The sequence below is a fragment of the Amycolatopsis kentuckyensis genome (assembly GCF_041679295.1).
In the GTDB taxonomy this organism is placed as follows: Bacteria; Actinomycetota; Actinomycetes; order Mycobacteriales; family Pseudonocardiaceae; genus Amycolatopsis; species Amycolatopsis kentuckyensis_A.
Genome location: NZ_JBGDMD010000001.1, coordinates 267,918 through 285,229, shown reverse-complemented (window position 1 = coordinate 285,229; position 17,312 = coordinate 267,918). Strand labels below are relative to the sequence as shown.

The 17,312-nt window shown below is 72.8% G+C and carries 21 protein-coding genes; 9 read left to right on the top strand and 12 right to left on the bottom strand.

The features are described from left to right. Window position 1: 1 nt before the first annotated feature. Window positions 2–373: a DoxX family protein gene (locus tag ACERZO_RS01320; protein ID WP_372660309.1), complete on the bottom strand. Its 372-nt coding sequence runs from the start codon at window positions 371–373 to the stop codon at window positions 2–4. Between the two features lie 83 nt (window positions 374–456). Here ACERZO_RS01320 and ACERZO_RS01315 point away from each other — a divergent pair, with 83 nt between their 5' ends. The 3 genes from ACERZO_RS01315 (at window position 457) to ACERZO_RS01305 (ending at window position 2,209) form a co-directional block, all read left to right on the top strand. Further along, window positions 457–960: a MarR family winged helix-turn-helix transcriptional regulator gene (locus ACERZO_RS01315; RefSeq protein ID WP_372660306.1), complete on the top strand. Its 504-nt coding sequence runs from the start codon at window positions 457–459 to the stop codon at window positions 958–960. A gap of 114 nt (window positions 961–1,074) precedes the next feature. After that, window positions 1,075–1,452 (top strand): hypothetical protein, encoded by a 378-nt coding sequence (locus tag ACERZO_RS01310; protein WP_372660304.1) that lies wholly within the window; start codon window positions 1,075–1,077, stop codon window positions 1,450–1,452. 82 nt (window positions 1,453–1,534) lie between these two features. Further along, window positions 1,535–2,209 (top strand): DUF6766 family protein, encoded by a 675-nt coding sequence (locus ACERZO_RS01305; protein ID WP_372660301.1) that lies wholly within the window; start codon window positions 1,535–1,537, stop codon window positions 2,207–2,209. Here the strand turns inward: ACERZO_RS01305 and ACERZO_RS01300 are convergent. Together ACERZO_RS01300 and ACERZO_RS01295 are read right to left on the bottom strand one after the other, a co-directional pair. Next, on the bottom strand, window positions 2,206–2,550 hold the full coding sequence (locus ACERZO_RS01300) for a putative quinol monooxygenase (RefSeq protein ID WP_372660299.1): 345 nt from the start codon (window positions 2,548–2,550) through the stop codon (window positions 2,206–2,208). The two genes, ACERZO_RS01305 and ACERZO_RS01300, sit on opposite strands and share 4 nt — an antisense overlap. Then, entirely contained in the window at window positions 2,526–3,935 is a 1,410-nt protein-coding gene (locus tag ACERZO_RS01295) for an FAD-dependent monooxygenase (protein ID WP_372660296.1), read from the bottom strand. Before ACERZO_RS01295 ends, ACERZO_RS01300 begins: the two co-directional genes overlap by 25 nt. Before the next feature lie 87 nt (window positions 3,936–4,022). On the opposite strand from ACERZO_RS01295, the gene ACERZO_RS01290 reads away from it, so the two are divergent. After that, the gene (locus ACERZO_RS01290; protein ID WP_372660293.1) at window positions 4,023–4,586 is read left to right on the top strand and encodes a TetR/AcrR family transcriptional regulator; all 564 of its coding nucleotides are present in this window, start codon (window positions 4,023–4,025) and stop codon (window positions 4,584–4,586) included. Here ACERZO_RS01290 and ACERZO_RS01285 read toward each other — a convergent pair. The 4 genes from ACERZO_RS01285 to ACERZO_RS01270 all read right to left on the bottom strand — a co-directional run bounded on the left by ACERZO_RS01285 (window position 4,549) and on the right by ACERZO_RS01270 (window position 7,748). Continuing rightward, window positions 4,549–4,929, bottom strand: coding sequence for an SgcJ/EcaC family oxidoreductase (locus tag ACERZO_RS01285; protein WP_372660290.1), 381 nt, complete (start codon window positions 4,927–4,929; stop codon window positions 4,549–4,551). The two genes, ACERZO_RS01290 and ACERZO_RS01285, sit on opposite strands and share 38 nt — an antisense overlap. Continuing rightward, entirely contained in the window at window positions 4,926–5,369 is a 444-nt protein-coding gene (locus ACERZO_RS01280; RefSeq protein WP_372660288.1) for a cupin domain-containing protein, read from the bottom strand. Before ACERZO_RS01280 ends, ACERZO_RS01285 begins: the two co-directional genes overlap by 4 nt. 13 nt (window positions 5,370–5,382) lie before the next feature. After that, window positions 5,383–6,864, bottom strand: coding sequence for a flavin-containing monooxygenase (locus tag ACERZO_RS01275; protein ID WP_372660285.1), 1,482 nt, complete (start codon window positions 6,862–6,864; stop codon window positions 5,383–5,385). Between the two features lie 98 nt (window positions 6,865–6,962). Continuing rightward, window positions 6,963–7,748 carry an IclR family transcriptional regulator gene (locus ACERZO_RS01270; RefSeq protein ID WP_372660282.1) on the bottom strand — a complete coding sequence of 262 codons (786 nt, stop codon included), beginning with the start codon at window positions 7,746–7,748 and terminating at the stop codon, window positions 6,963–6,965. Window positions 7,749–7,789: 41 nt separating this feature from the next. Here ACERZO_RS01270 and ACERZO_RS01265 point away from each other — a divergent pair, with 41 nt between their 5' ends. The 4 genes from ACERZO_RS01265 to ACERZO_RS01250 are packed head-to-tail and all read left to right on the top strand — an operon-like array spanning window position 7,790 to window position 10,929. Then, complete coding sequence (locus ACERZO_RS01265) at window positions 7,790–8,581, top strand: SDR family oxidoreductase (protein WP_372660280.1); 792 nt, start codon at window positions 7,790–7,792, stop codon at window positions 8,579–8,581. A gap of 10 nt (window positions 8,582–8,591) precedes the next feature. Continuing rightward, window positions 8,592–9,092, top strand: coding sequence for a cupin domain-containing protein (locus tag ACERZO_RS01260; protein WP_372660277.1), 501 nt, complete (start codon window positions 8,592–8,594; stop codon window positions 9,090–9,092). Next, complete coding sequence (locus tag ACERZO_RS01255) at window positions 9,089–10,000, top strand: alpha/beta fold hydrolase (RefSeq protein ID WP_372660274.1); 912 nt, start codon at window positions 9,089–9,091, stop codon at window positions 9,998–10,000. The genes ACERZO_RS01260 and ACERZO_RS01255 overlap by 4 nt, the downstream gene beginning before the upstream one ends. Further along, window positions 10,000–10,929, top strand: coding sequence for a 2,3-dihydroxyphenylpropionate 1,2-dioxygenase (locus ACERZO_RS01250; RefSeq protein ID WP_372660271.1), 930 nt, complete (start codon window positions 10,000–10,002; stop codon window positions 10,927–10,929). The genes ACERZO_RS01255 and ACERZO_RS01250 overlap by 1 nt, the downstream gene beginning before the upstream one ends. Window positions 10,930–10,953: 24 nt before the next feature. On the opposite strand, the gene ACERZO_RS01245 is transcribed toward ACERZO_RS01250, so the two are convergent. From ACERZO_RS01245 to ACERZO_RS01225, 5 genes are all read right to left on the bottom strand, one after another. Beyond that, window positions 10,954–13,212, bottom strand: a complete 2,259-nt coding sequence (locus ACERZO_RS01245) for a serine/threonine-protein kinase (RefSeq protein ID WP_372660269.1) — start codon at window positions 13,210–13,212, stop codon at window positions 10,954–10,956. A 480-nt stretch (window positions 13,213–13,692) separates the two neighbouring features. Then, window positions 13,693–14,487 carry an IclR family transcriptional regulator gene (locus ACERZO_RS01240; protein ID WP_372660267.1) on the bottom strand — a complete coding sequence of 265 codons (795 nt, stop codon included), beginning with the start codon at window positions 14,485–14,487 and terminating at the stop codon, window positions 13,693–13,695. 21 nt (window positions 14,488–14,508) lie between these two features. Next, window positions 14,509–15,438 (bottom strand): PDR/VanB family oxidoreductase, encoded by a 930-nt coding sequence (locus tag ACERZO_RS01235; RefSeq protein ID WP_372660265.1) that lies wholly within the window; start codon window positions 15,436–15,438, stop codon window positions 14,509–14,511. Beyond that, window positions 15,435–15,614, bottom strand: a complete 180-nt coding sequence (locus tag ACERZO_RS01230) for a hypothetical protein (RefSeq protein WP_372660263.1) — start codon at window positions 15,612–15,614, stop codon at window positions 15,435–15,437. Before ACERZO_RS01230 ends, ACERZO_RS01235 begins: the two co-directional genes overlap by 4 nt. Next, a complete protein-coding gene (locus tag ACERZO_RS01225) occupies window positions 15,611–16,636 on the bottom strand; it encodes an aromatic ring-hydroxylating dioxygenase subunit alpha (RefSeq protein ID WP_372660261.1) in 1,026 nt (341 codons plus the stop codon). The genes ACERZO_RS01230 and ACERZO_RS01225 overlap by 4 nt, the downstream gene beginning before the upstream one ends. 178 nt (window positions 16,637–16,814) lie before the next feature. On the opposite strand from ACERZO_RS01225, the gene ACERZO_RS01220 reads away from it, so the two are divergent. Continuing rightward, the gene (locus ACERZO_RS01220) at window positions 16,815–17,288 is read left to right on the top strand and encodes a MarR family winged helix-turn-helix transcriptional regulator (RefSeq protein WP_372660259.1); all 474 of its coding nucleotides are present in this window, start codon (window positions 16,815–16,817) and stop codon (window positions 17,286–17,288) included. Window positions 17,289–17,312: the final 24 nt, after the last annotated feature.

Sequence of the window (17,312 nt, the reverse complement as noted above, 5' to 3'; positions counted from 1 at the left end):
ATCAGAACGCGTACGGGCCGAACCGGCCCCACGCCACCACCGCCGCCAGGACCAGCAGCACGCCGCTCGGCACGAGTGCCGGGAATTCGGCCCGGCGCAGGTGCAGCACCACCGCACCGGCCATCACCACGGCGAGGCCGGTCGCGGCGACCGGGACCAGGATCGGCGCGACGCCGGCCGCGGCGGGCAGGATCAGGCCGAGGGCGCCGAGCACCTCCAGCACGCCGATCGTGCGGGGAGCCCAGGGCGGCGCGTCCCTGGCCCAAGCCTGCGCCGCGACGTACTTCTCGTGCGGCAAGGCGAGCTTGTAACCACCGGAAAACAGGAAGCCGGCGGCGACCAGGCCGGCGCTGACCCACAGAACGATATTCACAGTGGATAATCTACTGACTAGACTATCCATTTGCCAACTCGTCCACCTTGCGAGCCATCTCGGCCGCCGCCTACGATCACGGGGTGACCCCCCGAGCCTCCGAGCGCAAGCCCCCGGCCGACGAACCCGTCGTCCTGGACAGCGACCTGGGGTGGGCACTGCGCGTGGTGTCCGGCGCGTTCCGCCGGACCGCAACGAGTTCCGTCGCCGCCCTGCCCGGCGGGCCCCGGGGGTACCTGGTGCTGATGGCGGTCGTGTCGGGACCGCCTCGGTCGCAGCTCGCGCTCGCGCAGCAGCTGACGGTCAACAAGACCGTGATGACCTACCTGCTCGACGACCTCGAAGCCGAGGGGCTGCTCACCCGGCAGCCGGACCCCGCCGACCGCCGGGCGCGCCAGGTGCTCATCACGGAGAAGGGGACTCGGGCGCTGAAGGAGGCGCGGGATCGCCTGGGCGAGGCGGAGGCACGGCTGCTGGCCGACCTGGACCCCGCCGAAGAGCAGCAGCTGCGGACCTTGCTGGAGCGGGTCGCGCGGACCGCCCACCGGAACGAAGGCGATCCCGAAGACTGCCGCCTCCCAGGCTGACTTTCCGTCCCGCGGCGGAAGCTGCCCGGACGAGGGCGAGACCGTCATCTCCCCTTTGACGGCAGCGGGAAACGCGGCAAGTGTGAACGCCGTCTCATCCGGGTACTCCCTGGTGTGTACAAGATCATCGCCGGGCTCGGCACCGCAGTGGTCCTCCTCTGCGGCTGCTCGGCGGCGGACACCTCTTCCGCCCAAGAGGCGGCCCAGCAGTTCGAAGCGGCCCTCGGTGACGGCGGCGCACCCGCGTGCGCGTTCCTGGCTCCCCGGGCCCGGGACGGCCTGGGCCCGGGCGGCTGCGCGCCGGGCTCACCGGTTTCCGCGCTCCCGCGCGCCGCGGTCGGGTCGGTCGTCGTCTGGGGCGACGAAGCGCAGGCCCGGACGGCGGCGGACACCCTGTTCCTGCACGACTTCCCCGACGGCTGGCGGGTGACCGGCGCCGGCTGTCACCCCCGCAACGAACAGGTCTACGACTGCGCGGTGGGTGGCCGGTGAAAGCCCGCGCCGTCTACCTCGGCTACCTCGTCGTCGTCCTCTGTGGACTGGCGTACTTCATCGTGATCGGGGTGCTCGGGCGATGAAGCGGTTCCTTCGCGACAACGGGCTTTCCCTGGCGTTCGGCGCCCTGTTCCTGGTGAGCCTCGTCGGCCAGGCGCTGTCCGGGCTCGCCGATTTCAACGACCAGCAGGTCGCCCACGGCGTCGACACCATCGGGCTGGGCGCCTACCTGACGTCGTCGTCGTTCGCGGTCGACGTCGCGGAGAACTGGCAGTCCGAGTACCTGCAGTTCTTCCTCTACGTCTTCGCGACCGTCTGGCTGGTGCAGCGCGGCTCGCCGGAGTCCAAGCCGCTCGGCCGGATCGGGACCGAAAGCGACAAGGACCAGCTCGTCGGCCGCTACGTCAAGGCGAACTCGCCGCCGTGGGCGAAGGCGGGCGGCTGGCGGACCGCCGTGTTCGCCCGCTCGCTGGCGCTGGTGATGGGCGGGATCTTCCTGCTGTCGTGGCTCGCGCAGTCGGTCGCCGGGGTCGCCGCGTACAACGCGGAGCAGCTGAGCGACTTCGGGGATCCGGTGTCCTGGGCGGACTACCTCGTTTCGGCCGACTTCTGGAACCGCACGCTGCAGAACTGGCAGTCGGAGTTCCTGGCCATCGGCTCGATGGCGGTGTTCAGCGTGTACCTGCGCCGGCGCGGCTCCCCGGAGTCGAAACCGGTCGGCGCCCCGCACGGCGTCACCGACGAATCCGGTTAGTCCACCGGCAAGAGGGCCAGCTCCGGCCAGTCGTTCCCCGGCAGGGTCGTCATCAGCACCCGCGGCGTCCCGACGAGCGCGGCCGGCCACTCGCGTTGGATCTTCGGGATCAACGGCGATCTGAGGTGCTCCTCGACGCTTTCCTCGCGGTGACCTTCCAGCAGGAAGAACACGTTCGGCTCGTCCACGCTGCGAGCCCACCAGAACCAGAGGGTGCCGGCCTCCGCCCGGGTCGCGCGGGTGAACTCGCCGACGAGGTCGAGCCACCGGCCGGCCCACTCTTCGCGCACGGTGAAGCGGATGACGACGACCTGCATCAGGCGGCCCTCCGCCCGGTCCACCGGCCGAGCACCGCGGCCCAGCCGCCGGACCCGGCGTCGCCGGCCCACGCGACGTAGCCGTCCGGGCGCACCAGCAGCCCCGGCCCGCCGTCGGTGCGGTGCACCACCGGCACCGGCGCATGCACCGTCCCGGTGTCCTGGCCCGCCACCAGCACGAACCCGCCGCGGCGCAGGGCGAGCGGCAGCCGTCCCTCCCGCAGCGGGACGTCGCCCGCGGGGGTGCCGACCAGCGGGTGCTCGGCCCGCCCGCGCCGGTAGCGGATCCCGGTCCCGGTGAACATGCCGGCGGCCTTGCGGGCGAACCGGCCGTTGCGCAGCAACGCGCCGATCAAGTGGTTGCGGAGCAGCCGCACCGGCCACGACCGGACCGTCATCAGCCGGATCGTCGCCCCGCTCGAGCGGAGTACCAGCTTGCCGACCGGGTGCCGTTCGGCCTGGTAGGTGTCGAGGACCGCGGCGTCGGCGCCGTCGAGGACGGCGGCCAGCTTCCAGCCGAGGTTGGCCGCGTCCTGGATGCCGGTGTTCATGCCCTGCCCGCCCGCCGGCGAATGGACGTGCGCGGCGTCGCCCGCGAAGAACACGCGCCCCGCGCGGTAAGCACCGATCTGACGTTCGTCGCTGCGGAACTGCGAAATCCAGCGGGTCTCCCCCATGCCGTAGTCGGTGCCCATGGTCCGCTTGAGGATGCCGCGGACCAGCTCCGGTTCCGCGCGGAAGGCCGGATCGCTTTCGTGGCGCCGGTCCCAGGCGATGACGCGGAACCAGCCGTCGCCGAACGGCGCGAGGAACGCGAAGCTGTCCTTGACGGCGTCCACGGTGATGACGGTTTCCGGTGGCTCGGCGAGGTACGCGTCGGCGAGCATGATCGACTTCAGCAGCACCTTGCCCGGGAACTCCGTCCCGGTCAGGCGCCGGACCGTGCTGTGCGCGCCGTCCGCGGCGACCACGTAGGACGCTTTCCACGCGAGCTCGCCGGCGCGGACGACGACGCCGTCCGCCTGCTGTTCCAGCGCGGTGACCTCCCTCCCGCGGATGAGCTGCGCGCCCTGGTCCCGGGCGTACTTCTCCAGCAGCGTGTCCACGTTGCGCTGCGGCGTGACGAGCAGGAAGGGAAACCTCGACGGCAGCCGGGTGAGGTCCAGTCCCGCGCTCTTCCACAGGCTCAGGCGGCCCGCGCGGGTACCGGTGGCGACCAGCTCGTCGGCGAGGCCGCGGGTGTCCAGGACCTCCAGGGTCCGCGCGTGGGTGCCGAACGCGCGGCTGAGCGGCGAGGCTTCCGCGTGCTTCTCGACGACCACGACCGACCGGCCCGCCAGCGCCACCTCCCCGGCGAGCAGGCAGCCGGTCGGGCCGGCTCCGACCACGACGACATCGACGGTGTCCACGACGGACCTCCTAAGTCAACGGTGGGTGACTTAGACGGTACGAGCCCCTCCGGGCGAAGTCAACCGTCGGTGACTTATGCTGACGCCATGCCGGAGACCCGTCGCCGTTCCGCTCCCGCCACCCGCGCCGCGATCCTCGAAGCGGCCCGGGAACGCTTCGGCGCGCAAGGGTTCGACCGCGTGCGGCTGCGCGACGTGGCCGCGGACGTCGGGGTCGACCCGGCGATGGTCATCCGCTACTTCGGGACGAAGGAAGGCCTTTTCGCGGCGGCCGCGGAGTTCGACCTGGACCTGCCCGACCTCACGGGCGTGCGCGCGGCGGACCTCGGGCACGTGCTGATGCCGCGCTTCTTCGGCGTCTGGGAGGACGACGCCGGGTTCCTCTCGCTGCTGCGCGCGAGCACGACCAGCGAAGCGGCCGCGGCGAAGATGCTGGAGCTGTTCACCGGCCAGGTCGCGCCCGCGGTGGCCGCCGTGGTGGCCGGCCACGCCGCCGAACGCGCCGCGCTCCTCGGTTCCCAGATCCTCGGGCTGGCCGTCTCCCGTTACGTGCTGAAGGTGCCGCCGCTGGCGCGGATGTCCCGCGCCGAACTCGAAGCGTGGGTCACCCCGGTCATCCGCCACTACCTGACCGGCCCAGCGCCGGGGTGAGGTCCAGGTGGACGCGGTAGTCGACGACCTGCTCCCCCGCCAGCCACATCACCGTCACGCACGGCAGGGCCAGCGGCTTTCCCGCCGGGGACTCGGTTTCGATCGTGAAGCGGCAGAACAGCTGGTCCTCCCCCACGAGCGCGACCTGGTCGACGACGTGGCGGACCCACGGCAGGGCGCCCGCCGCGCCGGCCGTGGCCGCGGTGATCGCCGCCCGGCCGGTCAGCGGCTCGTTGTTCGCGAACACGTACGTGGCGTCCTCGGCGAACCAGGACGCGAAGGCCGCCGCGTCACCCGCGTCGACCGCCGCGCACATCTCGCGCACCATGCGCTCGTGGTTCACCTCTGCAGCGCCAGGCCGTAGCGGGTCATCACTTCGGCGACCAGCTTCATGTCCCGCCCGGGCGGCAGCTCGGACAGCTCCCGGTAGTAGTTCTCCAGCCCCGGCGGGGAAACCACCGCGATGATGCGCGTCTCCTCGTCGAACGGGTTGCGGAACACGTGCGGCACCCCGCGCGGCATCAGCAGCGAGTCCCCCGGGCCGAGGACGTGCCGGACGCCGTCGAGCTCGACCTCGACGCGCCCCCGGACGCACGTGAACAGCTCGTCTTCGCGGCTGTGGATGTGGGTCGGCGGGCCGCCGAGGCCCGGCGGCACCACGTATTCGAACAGCGAGTACGCGCCGTTCGTGTCGGCGCCGGTGAGCCGGGCGTGGATGCCCAGCCCGATCGCGCCGAGGTTCGTTCCGTCGCCGGGGTGGATCACACCGGTCGTGGTGTCCATTCGGGACTCCTTCCTACAGCGAGGCGGTTTCGGGGGTCTTTTCCAGGCGTGCCAGCACTTTCGGCGTCAGCGACCGGTACGCCGACGGCGCGACCGGGTTCAGCCAGTGCGTGAAGCGGGTGAACCGGCCGAGCTGGACGCCGAGGTCTCCGAGCACTTCGTCGACGTTGTGGATGGAGAACGGGATGATCTTCGTGCCGCGGCAGTGGTGCGCCGCCGTGGCGACGTCCAGGAAGGCGAGCTGCGCGACGACGTCTTCACGCCGCGCGGTCTCGTCCGGCAGGGTCAGCGCGCCGCCGAGGTCGGCCGCGATCCACAGTGCCGCCATCTCGGCGTTGAGCGGGCTGAAGAACGACGAGTTGTAGCCGTTGAAGTACAGCCCGGGCACGCCGATCGGCTGGATCTGCCGGTACAGCAGGAAGTTCCGGCGTTCGTCGAACAGCCGCTCCCGGACGGCCGCGGGCAGGAACGGCACGCCCTGGGTGAACCCGGTCGCGCAGACGACCAGGTCGGCGGGCAGCACGGTGCCGTCGGCCAGCTCGGCTTCCGGTCCGTCGCCGGCGGACAGCCGCTCGATCACCTGGTCGCGGTGGACGCGGATCGAGCCGTCGGCCACGCCTTCGAAGAAGCCTTCGGTGGCCAGGCCGATCGCGTTCTTGACGATGTCCTCCATCCGCCCGCGCGGCACGAGGTCGTGCCGGGCGAGGCCGAACTGCCGCACCGACACCGACCCGATGGAGTTCAGCATCGCCCGCCGCAGCCGGTTTCCGGGACCGTGCAGGAACTTCTCGAAGCCGCGCAGCCACCGGTAGCGGAACAGCGCCTCGCCCAGCCGGGTCAGCAGGAGCATCTTGAAGTTGAGCACGCCGGCGATCTTGCGCGGCACCTTCCACAGCAGCTGCCGGGCGATGACGTCGGTGCTCGCCGCGACGCCGCTGATCGCGACCGTCACGTCGCAGGCGGACTTGCCGTAGCCGACGACGAGCGTGTGCTTCCCCCGCGCGTCCTCGACGTCGTGGAAGTCCGAGCCGGCCAGCAGCCGCCCGCCGGCCGCCTCGAACTCCGCGCGGCCGGGGTAGTCCGGGAGCGCGGGCTCGCAGAACACGCCGTTCGCGACCACCACCCGGTCGAACCCCGCGGCCCCCTGCGCCGCGGTGGTCACCACCCACCGGCCGCCGTCCGGCTCGACCGACGTCACCTCGGTGCCGAGCCGCAGGTGCGACGTGACGCCGTACTCGTCGGCGTAGGCCGCGAGGTACTCCTGGATCTGCGCGCCCGTCGGCCATTCCGGGTAATCGCGCGGCATCGGGAAGTCCGAAAAGGAGTACTGCGCCTTCGGGCTCTGCGTCGTCAGCCCCGGGTAGCGCCGGGTCCGGCTCCACACCCCGCCGACGTCCGGCGCCTTGTCGAACACCTCGACGTCGTGCCCGGCCTGCAGCAGCACCTTGGCCGTCGTCAGCCCGGCGAGCCCGGCCCCGATGATCGCGACGCGCATGCCTGCTCCTCCTCGTCGAGGCCTCCGGGGCGGGTTCCCGGCCCGGCGTGCGCACAGCGTTCACCGGCGGGCCACCGCGGGCCAATCGGGCGTCCTGCTCACTGGGACGGCAGCTCCGGCCGCGGTGCCGCCCACCGCCGCGCGGAGTAGGCGCGGCTCGCCGCGGCGGCCGCCATCCGCACCGCCGGCCCGATCCGGTCGGGCTGCACCGCGGCGCTCGGGCCGGTGACCGACAGCGCGGCCGTGACGCCGCCGGTGAAGTCGAAGATCGGCGCGGCGACGCAGCTGATGCCGGGGTTGCCCTCTTCGCGGTCGTAGGCCCAGCCCTGCTCGTGGACGACGGCGAGCTCGCGTTCCAGCGCGTCCGCGGTGGTGATCGTGCGCGGGGTGCGCCGGGTGAGCCCGGCCGCCACGACCGCGGCCACCGTTTCGGCGTCCGACCAGGCGAGGATGGCGCGGCCGATGCCCGAGCAGTGCGCCGGGATGAAGCCGCCGACCTGGTCGAGCATCGGCAGCCGGCGGTGCCCGCTGATCTTCTCGACCACCAGGACCCGGGTGCCCTCGAGGACGCCGAGCTGCACGGTCGTCTTGGCCGCCGCGTAGAGGTCCTGCAGGTAGGGCAGCACGGCCTCGCGCAGCTCGTGGCGCACCGGCACCAGGCCGGACAGCTCGAACAGGCGCGTCCCGATCCGGTACTTCTCCCCCGGCTTGTCCAGCCAGCCGAGCTCGATCATCCGGGCCGCGGTGCGGTGCACGGTCGAGCGCGGCAGGCCCGAGCGTTCGACGAGCCGGGCGAGGGTGAGCTCGCGGTGGGTCGCGTCGAACGCGTCCAGCAGCGCGGCGGCCCGTTCGAGCGCGCCGGAGTCCCGGGCAGTGGGACTCATCGTTGGTCACCGGGGGTCATAGCCCGAATGTAGGACACATCATGGAGACCAACCAGCCTCATCCGAACCGGCGCCGCGTCGCCCTGGTCGGCGGCGGCGCCGGCGGCATCGGGTCGGCCTGCGCGGCCGCGCTGCACGCGAGCGGCCACCGTGTGGTCCTCGCCGGCCGCACGGCGTCCACCCTCGCCCGGACCGCGGCCGAACTCGGCCCCGGCGCCGGCTACGTCGTCTGCGACCTCGCCGACCCGGCCGCGGCGGCCGGCGCCGCGGACCACGTGCGCGAGCGGCACGGTTCGCTCGACGTCGTGGTGGCCAACGCCGGCGGTCCCGCGCCGGGCACGGTGTTCGACGTGCCGGCCGAGCAGTGGCACCACGACCTCGACCTGCTGGTCCTCGGCCCGCTGGCCGTGCTGCGGGCCGCGCTGCCCGCCATGGCCGAGCGCGGGTTCGGCCGCGTCGTCGTGCTCACCTCGACGGCGGTGCGCCAGCCGCAACCCGGGCTCGCCGCTTCGACCGTGCTGCGCTCGGCGACGACGTCGGCGGCGAAGCTGGCCGCGCTCGAATACGCCGACCGGGGTGTCACCGTCAACTGCGTCGCGGTCGGTGCGACGCTCACCGAGCGGCGCCTCGAAGTGGTGCGCGGCCGGGCCGGCGCGGCCGGGGTCGACGTCGCCACGGCGCTGGCCGAAGACCTCGCCGCCATCCCCGCCGGGCGGGCGGCGGCACCCCGCGAGGTGGCGGCCGCGGTGGCGTTCCTCGCGTCCCCCGAAGCGGGGTACGTCAACGGGACGGTGCTGACGGTCGACGGCGGCCGCACGGAATGCCCAGCCTGAAAGGTGCGCCATGACCACGTCCGGACCCGGCTTCGCCATGACCGACTTCCTCGCGGGCATCGGCCACGCCGTCCGCCCCGGCGAGCAGCGGCCGCTCGTCGTGCACGACGGCGAACTGGAGGAGATCCCGCCCGGCGCCGTACCGAACCCGACGTCGCTGCGGATCGCCGGGCGGCTCCCGACCACGACGTTCGAGCTGTTCCGCCAGGTCATTCCGGCCGGCGAAAGCTCGGACGTGCAGCGCCACCACCACGAGACCGTCCACTTCGTCCTGTCCGGCGACGGGCACAGCGAGATCGAGGACGAGACCGTGTCGTGGACGACCGGCTCGTTCATCTACACCCCGCCCTGGACGTGGCACCGCCACTACAACGACTCGGCCGCGTGGCCGGTCGAGTTCCTGACCATCGAAAATTCGCGGCTGCTGGGCCTGTTCGGGCTCGGGTGCCGCCAAAGCGCGGGCCTGGCGAGCATCGCCGAAGCCCGCGCCGGCCACCGGGAGGACGAATGACGACCACCGAACGCCCCGCGCCGCCGATCCCCGACCACGTCGGGATCTGGGGCGAACTGGGCGAACTCGAGCACACGCTGCGCTACGTCGACGTGCCGTTGGACGGGCGGCCGGTGCGGACGCGGGTGCTGCAGGCCGGCAGCGGCCCGGATCTGGTCCTGCTGCACGGCACCGGCGGGCACCTCGAGGCGTACGCCCGCGACCTGGCCGGGCTGGCGCGCGACTTCCGCGTGACGGCCTACGACATGGTCGGCCACGGCTGGTCGGACCTGCCGGACCGGCCGTACACGATCGACGTCCTCACCGCCCACCTGGTGTCCCTTTTGGACGTTCTCGGCATCGGGCGGGCGCACCTGTCCGGCGAGTCGCTCGGCGGCTGGGTGGTCGCCTGGACCGCCGCGCACCACCCGGACCGCGTCGACCGGCTCGTCCTGAACACCCCGGGGAACATCGCCAACAAGCCCGAGGTGATGACCCGGATGCGCGACAGCACGATGGCGGCGGTGCTCGACCCCGGCGACGAGACGGTCCGCCGCCGCGTCGAGTTCCTGTTCCACCACAAGGAAATGGTCACCGACGAGCTGGTGAACCTGCGCCGCCGGGTGTACTCCCGGCCCGGGTTCGTCCAGGCGATCACGAACACGCTGGTGCTGCAGGACCCCGCGGTGCGCAAGGACTTCGCGTGGGACCCGGCGTGGGTGTCGCGCGTCACCGCGCCGACGTTGCTGCTGTGGACCAGCCACGACCCGACCGGCGGGCTCGACGAGGCCGAACTGCTGCTCGGCTGGCTGCCGGACGCGCGGCTGCACGTCATCGACGACGCCGGCCACTGGCCGCAGTGGGAGAAGGTCGGCGAGTTCCTCGACGTCCACCGCACGTGGCTGCTGACCGGGGAGGACCCGTCCTGATGGCCGAGATCGCCGGGTTCGCCGGGATGTCCCACAGTCCCTTCGCGACACTGCTGCCACCGCCGGCCGAAGGTGGCCCGGGCGCGAAGTTCCTCGCCGACGCCGCCCGCGCGCGCCGCGCGGTGGCAGCGCTGGCGCCGGACGCGATCGTCGTCATCGGGCCCGACCACTTCCACGGCAACTTCTACGACGTGATGCCGCCGTTCGTGCTCGGGGTCGAGCACGCGGCCGGCTTCGGGGACTTCGGCAGCACCGAAGGTCCGCTGCCGGTGGCCGGTCCGCTCGCCTGGTCCGTCCACAACGGACTGACCGACGCGGGTTTCGACGTGTCGCTGTCGTACTCGCTCACCGTCGACCACGGCATCGTGCAGACCTACGAGATGCTGACCGGCGGGACCACGCTGCCGATGGTGCCCCTGGTCGTCAACACCGCGGCGCCGCCGCTGCCATCGCTGCGACGATGTGTTGATTTGGGCCGCGCCTTGGGTTCGGCACTGCGCGCGGCCGGCTTCCCGGGCCGGGTACTGGTGGCGGCGAGCGGCGGGCTGTCGCACTGGCTGCCGTCCAACGACCCGCGCGAGGTGGCGGGCGAGCGGCGCGAGTCGCTGATCCACGGCCGCGCGGACGTCCGCGCCTTCGCGGCGGCCCGCGAACCGCGGGTCCGCGCGATGGGCGGCGACCCCGGCGCCCGGGTGAACACGGAGTGGGACCGGTGGTTCCTCGACCGCCTGACGGCCGGTGACGCGGAGGCGGTGGCCGCCCTCGGCCACGACGCGTTGGAGGAGGCGGCCGGCAGCGGTGGTCATGAGGTGCGTTGCTGGCTGATCGGCCAGGTGGCGGCGGGGGTGCCGTTGGCGTGGACCGGTTACGAGCCCGTCCCCGAGTGGATCACCGGGATGGGGATCGGCACCACGTTCCCCGTCGGCTGAGCGAGCGCGACCGACGGCGAGCGGTCAGTGCGGCCGGGAGAGGTCGCCGGGCTGGAAGCCCCCCACCGTGTCGGTGACGGGCTGGTCGAGCTCCGCCTTGTGGGCGGCCGGGTAAACCCAGCGGAGCCCGGCCGCCGACCCGGCTCCGATGGCCTCGTGCTCGTAGAAGATCCGGCCGTCGCCCTGGAAGCCGGAGATCGTGTAGCCGTTCTTGTCGGCGGAGCGGAACGTCACCCGGCCGCCGTTCCCCTCGACCGACGTGATCACCTCGGCCAGCTTGTCCGCCGGCCGCGTGCTTGCCGAATTGGTTCCCCACACCGTCAGCGTCGCGCCGAGGCCGGCGTCGGTGAACCGCATCCCCTCGCCGTTCTCCGGGACCCACGACGACGCCGTGTAGCCCGGCGGCACCAGCGTCGTGAACCCGAAGCGGGCGTTCGTGTACGTGTTCCCGGCACCGGGCGGCTCCGAAGGCGCCGTCTTCGAGGGCGAGGTCGGCTGCGCCGTCTTTCCCAGCAGCGTCAGGAACTTCGGCAGCAGCAGGTCGTCGAGCTCGTCGTACGGCAGCACCACGGTCTCGTTCCCGGCCGCGGTCGCGCAGCCGAGGTCGTACCACAGCACCTCGAACTCCGCGCCGGCGTCGGTGAACCCGAACGTCGCCGCCGGCACGTGGTCGCCGCCGCCGGTGCTTTCGGCGGCGTCGATGCTGACGCGCCGCTCCGGGTCCCCGGCGACCGTGGGCACGGTGCAGAAGCCGTTCCTCGTGTGCGGGGACAGCCGCTGGGTCAGCGTCCGCATGCCGGCGGCCGTCAGGATCTCGGGCCGGAAGACGTCCTTGGGTCCCAGCACCTGCCCGGTGGCGAGGTCGACGGTGAGCGCTTCGGGGAACCGCCAGGTCGTGTGCGCCAGCACGGCCGAGTCGAGATCGTGGTCGTACCGCACGGAAAGCAGGCCCGGTGCCTGCCGCAGGACGCGCGCGGACGAGTGCACCCGGAGCGTTTCGCCTTCCTGCCGGACCCGCTCGAGCGTGCTCGGTTCGGCGACGCCGTCGTGGATGTACTTCAGCCGCTTGTCGACCGGCGCGCGCAGCGCGTCGTTGATCCGCTGCCGGACCGCGGCGTCGGCACCGCCGGACACCTGGGGGTACTGGAGCTCGTAGCCGATCGGCAGCGCCTGGTCCCGTCCGGACATCGTCTGCAGGGCGACCGACAGCGGCGCGGGCGCGGCGGGCGGGTCGTCCCCCTTCGGGATGAGCAGCACCCCGCCGGCGACGAGCGCGCCGGCGATCGCGACGGCGGCGGCGATCTTGCCTGCCATCGCCGCGGTCAGCCCCGTCCCGGTGCCCGTGGCGGTGGCCGTCGCGCCGGCTCCCGCGGCGGCGAGCGGTGCGGCCGCCGTGCCCGCGGTCGTCAGGAGAGCCAGCGGCGTCAGCGCCGTCAACGCCGCGGCCGAGGTGGCCAGCCGCTTCCAGCCGCGCTTCTCCCAGTTCTTCCCGTAGGCCTTGCGCGCGACGGCTTCCAGCTCGGTGACGAAGACGCCCGCCGTCGCCGGCCGCCACGCCGGGTCCTTCGCCATGCCCCGCGCGATCAGCGGACGCAGCGCTTCGGGCACCGCGTCCATCGGCACGGGTGCTCCGCCGTGCAGGGCGCGCAGCTGCTCGCTCGTGTCCGCGTCGAACGGCCGGTGCCCGGTGACGCACTGGTAGAACACGCAGGTGGCCGCGTAGACGTCGGTGGCGGGCAGGCCCGGCTGCCCGGCCCACTGCTCCGGCGCCATGTAGGACGGGGAGCCGGCGGTCAGTCCGTTGTGTCCGTCCAAAGTGGCCAGCCCGAAGTCGACGAGCTTCGACTCGCCTTCTCGCGACACCAGCACGTTCCCCGGCTTGTAGTCCCGGTGGACGACGCCGGCCGCGTGCGCGTCGGCGAGGCCGAGCAGCGAGCCCTTGAGGATCGCGAGCGCCGCCTCGGGCGCCAGGACGTTCTCCGCCACGAGCAGGGCGCGCAGCGAGACACCGGGCACGGCCTCCATGACGAGCGCGGCACCCTGGGGCGTCTCGACGAAGTCGAAGATCCGGACGACGTGCGGGCTGCGCAGGCCGGACAGCAGCCACGCCTCGTGCCGGAACCCGCCGGCGATCCGCGCGTCGGCGAGGAACTCCGCGCGCAGGTACTTGATCGCCGCCATGGTCCCGGAGGCCTCGTGCTTGGCGAGCACGACCCGCCCGAAGCTCCCGGTGCCGAGCACGTCCACTTCGGCGTACCCGGGCACGCTCCAGGTGTCGTTCATCCCCGCCGCTCCCCCTCGCCCTGTCCTGCGTCGCGGAGGCAGACGATAGCCCGCCGAGGTCGCCGTTCGTGGCAATTCACGCAAAAGTGTCACTTACAGCTGGTCGTGGCCGCCTGATCGGCGCTACCTCCGCCGGCCGGTGGGAAACACCCGCGGCGACCCACCCGCCAACGTCCGCCCGATCCCCCGCGCCGCCGCCATCACCAACGGCGCCAGCGCACCCGGCGCCGCACCACCGGCCCGCACGACCAGCGACACCGCCGCCACCACCGAGCTGAGGCACCCAGGGTGAGAGCGGCGACAGCCCCTGGCCATCGCTCACCTCGGCCGCCGGGAACACCCGCGGCGACCCACCCGCCATCAGCAGAGCCGCCAACGCGCCAGCGATGCGCCACCGATCCGCACGACCAGCGACACGGCCGCCACCCACGGAGCCGGGGCGCCCAAGGCAAGAGCGTCGAGAGAGTCACCTGACCGGCGCTACCTCCGCCGGCCGGTGGGAAACACCCGCGGCGACCCACCCGCCAACGTCCGACCGATCCCCCGCGCCGCCGCCATCACCAACGGCGCCAGCGCACCCGGCGCCGCACCGCCGGCCCGCACGACCAGCGACACCGCCGCCACCACCGAACCGTCCCCGGCGAAAACCGGAGCACCCACGGAGAGAGCGTCGACGGTCACCTGACCGTCACTCACCGAATAGCCGAGCTTGCGGACGTCCGCGAGCATGCGGCGCAGCCGGGCGGGGTCGGCGACCGTCTTGGGCGTGAACGTCCGCAAGGTCCCGCCGAGCACCTCCTCCTGCACGGCCGCCGGCGCGTGGGCCAGCAGGACGAGCCCGACCCCGGTCGCGTGCAGGGCGAACCGGCCGCCGACGCGGGTCCAGACCGGGACCGCGTCGCGGCCGGCGATGCGCTCGACGAACACCACCTCGAGGCCTTCGCGCACCGCCAGCTGGACGTTCTCGTGCGTCACCTCGTACAGGTCCTCGAGGAACGGCATCGCCGCGTCACGCAGGCCCAGCCCGCGCGGCGCGAGCGACGCGACCTCCCACAGCCGCAGCCCGACGTGGTAGCGACCGGCGGCGTCGCGCTCCAGCGCGCCCCACTCCACGAGCTCGGCCGCGCGGCGGTGCGCGGTGGCGAGCGAGACGCCCGAGCGGCGGGCCAGCTCGCTCAGGCTGAGCTCGGTGGCCTCCGGCGTGAACGCCTCGAGCAGCGCCAGCACCTTGCTCGTCACCGAGGTGCCGGCGCCGTGCTCGGCTCGCCGGGTCATCGCCTCACGCTACCCGGCGTGTCACAGGTCCAGCACCAGCCGCGGGCCCGCGCAGCGCGACACGCAGATCATCATCACGTCGCCGGCCTCCTGCTCGGCCGGGGTGAGCACGGCGTCGCGGTGGTCGGGCACGCCCGCCAGGACCCCCGTCTCGCACGTGCCGCACGTGCCCTCGCGGCACGACGACAGGACCGGCACGCCGGACTCCTCCACGACCTCGAGCACCGACCGGTCCGGCGGCACCGACAGGGTGCGCCCCGACTGCGCCAGCTCCACCTCGAACGCGGTTTTCGCCTCGGTGTCCGCTTTCGCCGTGAACCGCTCCACGTGCAGCGTGCCGGGTGCGCAGCGCACCTCCATCGCCGCCAGCAGCGGCTCCGGGCCGCAGCAGTACACGGCCGCGCCCGGCTCGGCGGCCAGTGCCGCGTCGAGGTCGAGCAAGCCGCGCTCGTCCTGCGGGACCAGCTCCACACGGTCGCCGTAGCGGTCCCGCAGCTCGGCCGCGAACGCCATCGACGCGCGCGTGCGGCCGCCGTACAGCAGCCGCCACCGGGCGCCCGCCGCCTCGGCCGTGGCGAGCATCGGCACGAGCGGCGTGATGCCGATCCCGCCCGCGACGAACAGGTAGTGCGGCGCCGGTTCGAGCGCGAAGTGGTTGCGCGGGCCGCGCACGCGCAGGGTCTCGCCGTTCCTCAGCCGCTCGTGGACGTGCGCCGACCCGCCGCGGCCCGCCGGCTCCCGCAGCACGGCCACCTGGAGCACCGACCGGTCGGCCGGGTCGCCGCACAACGAGTACTGCCGCACGAGGTCGGGTCCCAGCACCAGGTCCAGGTGGGCGCCCGGCTCCCACGCGGGCAGCGGGCCGCCGTCCGGGGCGCGCAGGGTCAGCCGCACGACACCTTCGGCGAGGCGTTCCTTGGCCGCCAGGACCACGGTCGGCTCCGAGCTCATCGGTCCCCCGCTTCGTGGCCGTCGGGGTGCGCGAGCAGCCACTCCCACAGCTCCACCGGGTCCTCCGACTCGTGCTCGGCGCCGCAGTGGCACACCCCGGCGAGCACGTCGGTGCCGAGCTTCCAGTGGATGCGGACCACGGTGTCGCCGGACAGCATCGCCACGCGGGCGCTCACGAGGCCGCCAGCTTCGCGAGGATGCGCCGCGCGGCCAGGCCCCCGGTGTCGATGTTGACCGAAAGCTCCTGGTACCCCTCGGGTTCGGTGGCGATGACGCGTTCGAGGATGTCGAGCGCGCGCACGTCCTGCAGCACCACCGTGCGGTTGTTCTCGGCCAGGAAATCGGACACGCCCTGGTCCTCGAGCGCGAAGTCGCGGGCCACGGCCCAGAAGTCGTGCGTGCTGTGCTCGGTCTCCGGGGTGATGGCGTAGACGACCTCGACGTGGAAGCCGTCGGGGTCGCTGCCGTCGTCGTTGGGCAGCACGCCGACGGGGGCGATCCGGCTGTGCAGCAGGTACAGGCACGGCGGGTGGTACTCGATGTCCTGCCAGCGCGTGATCCGGCCTTCGATGCCGGTGGACTTCGCGTAGAACGACGGGCATTCGGCGTCGGCCATGTGCCGGCTGACGTAGATGATGCCGCGGTCCTCGTCGACCTCCGTGGTGATGGGCGTGTTCGCGACCTCCGGCGTCCCGATGTAGCCGCCGTGCAGGTAGGTCTCGTGGGACAGGTCGAGCAGGTTGTCCACGAGCAGCTCGTACCGCGCGGCGAGCGGTTCCATCCCGCTCACGGTGGTGTACGCCGGATCGGCGAGCCACGGCGCGCGCGGGATCGCGGCCGGGTCGGCCAGGTCGCGGTCGCCGATCCAGACCCAGACGAACGAGTCCTGCTCGACCACCGGGTAGGACGGAACCCGCGCGGTGCGGGGAATGCGCGTCTGGCCGGGGACCGACACGCACGAACCGGCGCGGTCGTAGGTGAAGCCGTGGTAGCCGCAGATGATCCGGTCGCCTTCGAGGCGACTCTCCGAGAGCGGGTAGCGGCGGTGCACGCAGCGGTCCGCGAGCGCGGTGACTTCGCCGGATTCGGTGCGGTAGAAGACGATCGACTCACCGAGCACCGTGCGGGCGAAGAGCTCTCGCCCCACCTCGCGGCCGTAAGCGGCGACGTACCACTGGTTTCGGGCGAACGCGGCCATGGCGCCTCAGAGCTCCTTCGGTCGGGACGACCTTCCGAAGCTCTCACCCCCGCCGCCGTGGCGGCCATCCGGCTTTTCACTGGTTGAAAGAACGAAATCACCCCTTCCCAGCAGGCCGTTCGCAGACGTACAGTCGGCGCCGACGTTATTTCGGGTACCGGAACGTACGGGGACCAAAGTGACAACTCGCGACACCGAAACCTTCGACGAGCTGGGGCCGGACGCCTCCCTGGGCGAGGTCCTGCTCGCCCTCGGCGGGCGGCTGACCCGGCTGCAGACGGAACTGCTGGCCGGCCTCGAGCAGCCGCTCACCATCCGGCAGTACCGGATCCTGTCGCGGGTCGGGGCCGGGCACACGTCGCTCACGGCGCTGTGCAAGCTCGCGCACCGCAACCCGTCGACCATGTCCGAAAGCGTCGACAAGCTGGTCACCCAGGGATTCCTGTCCCGGCAGCCGTCGGCCAAGAGCCGGCGCACGATGCAGCTCGAGCTGACCGCCAAAGGGGTGGAGGCGCGGGACGCCGCGCGGCGCGCGCTCGACAAGTTCACCGCCGAGCTGACCGCGGGCCTCACCCCCGAGGTCCGCGCCCAGCTCCTGCCCGCGCTCTCCGGGCTCTACCACCGCGTCCAGGGCAACCTCGACGACCGGTAGCGGGGAAGACCCGAGGGGGGTCCG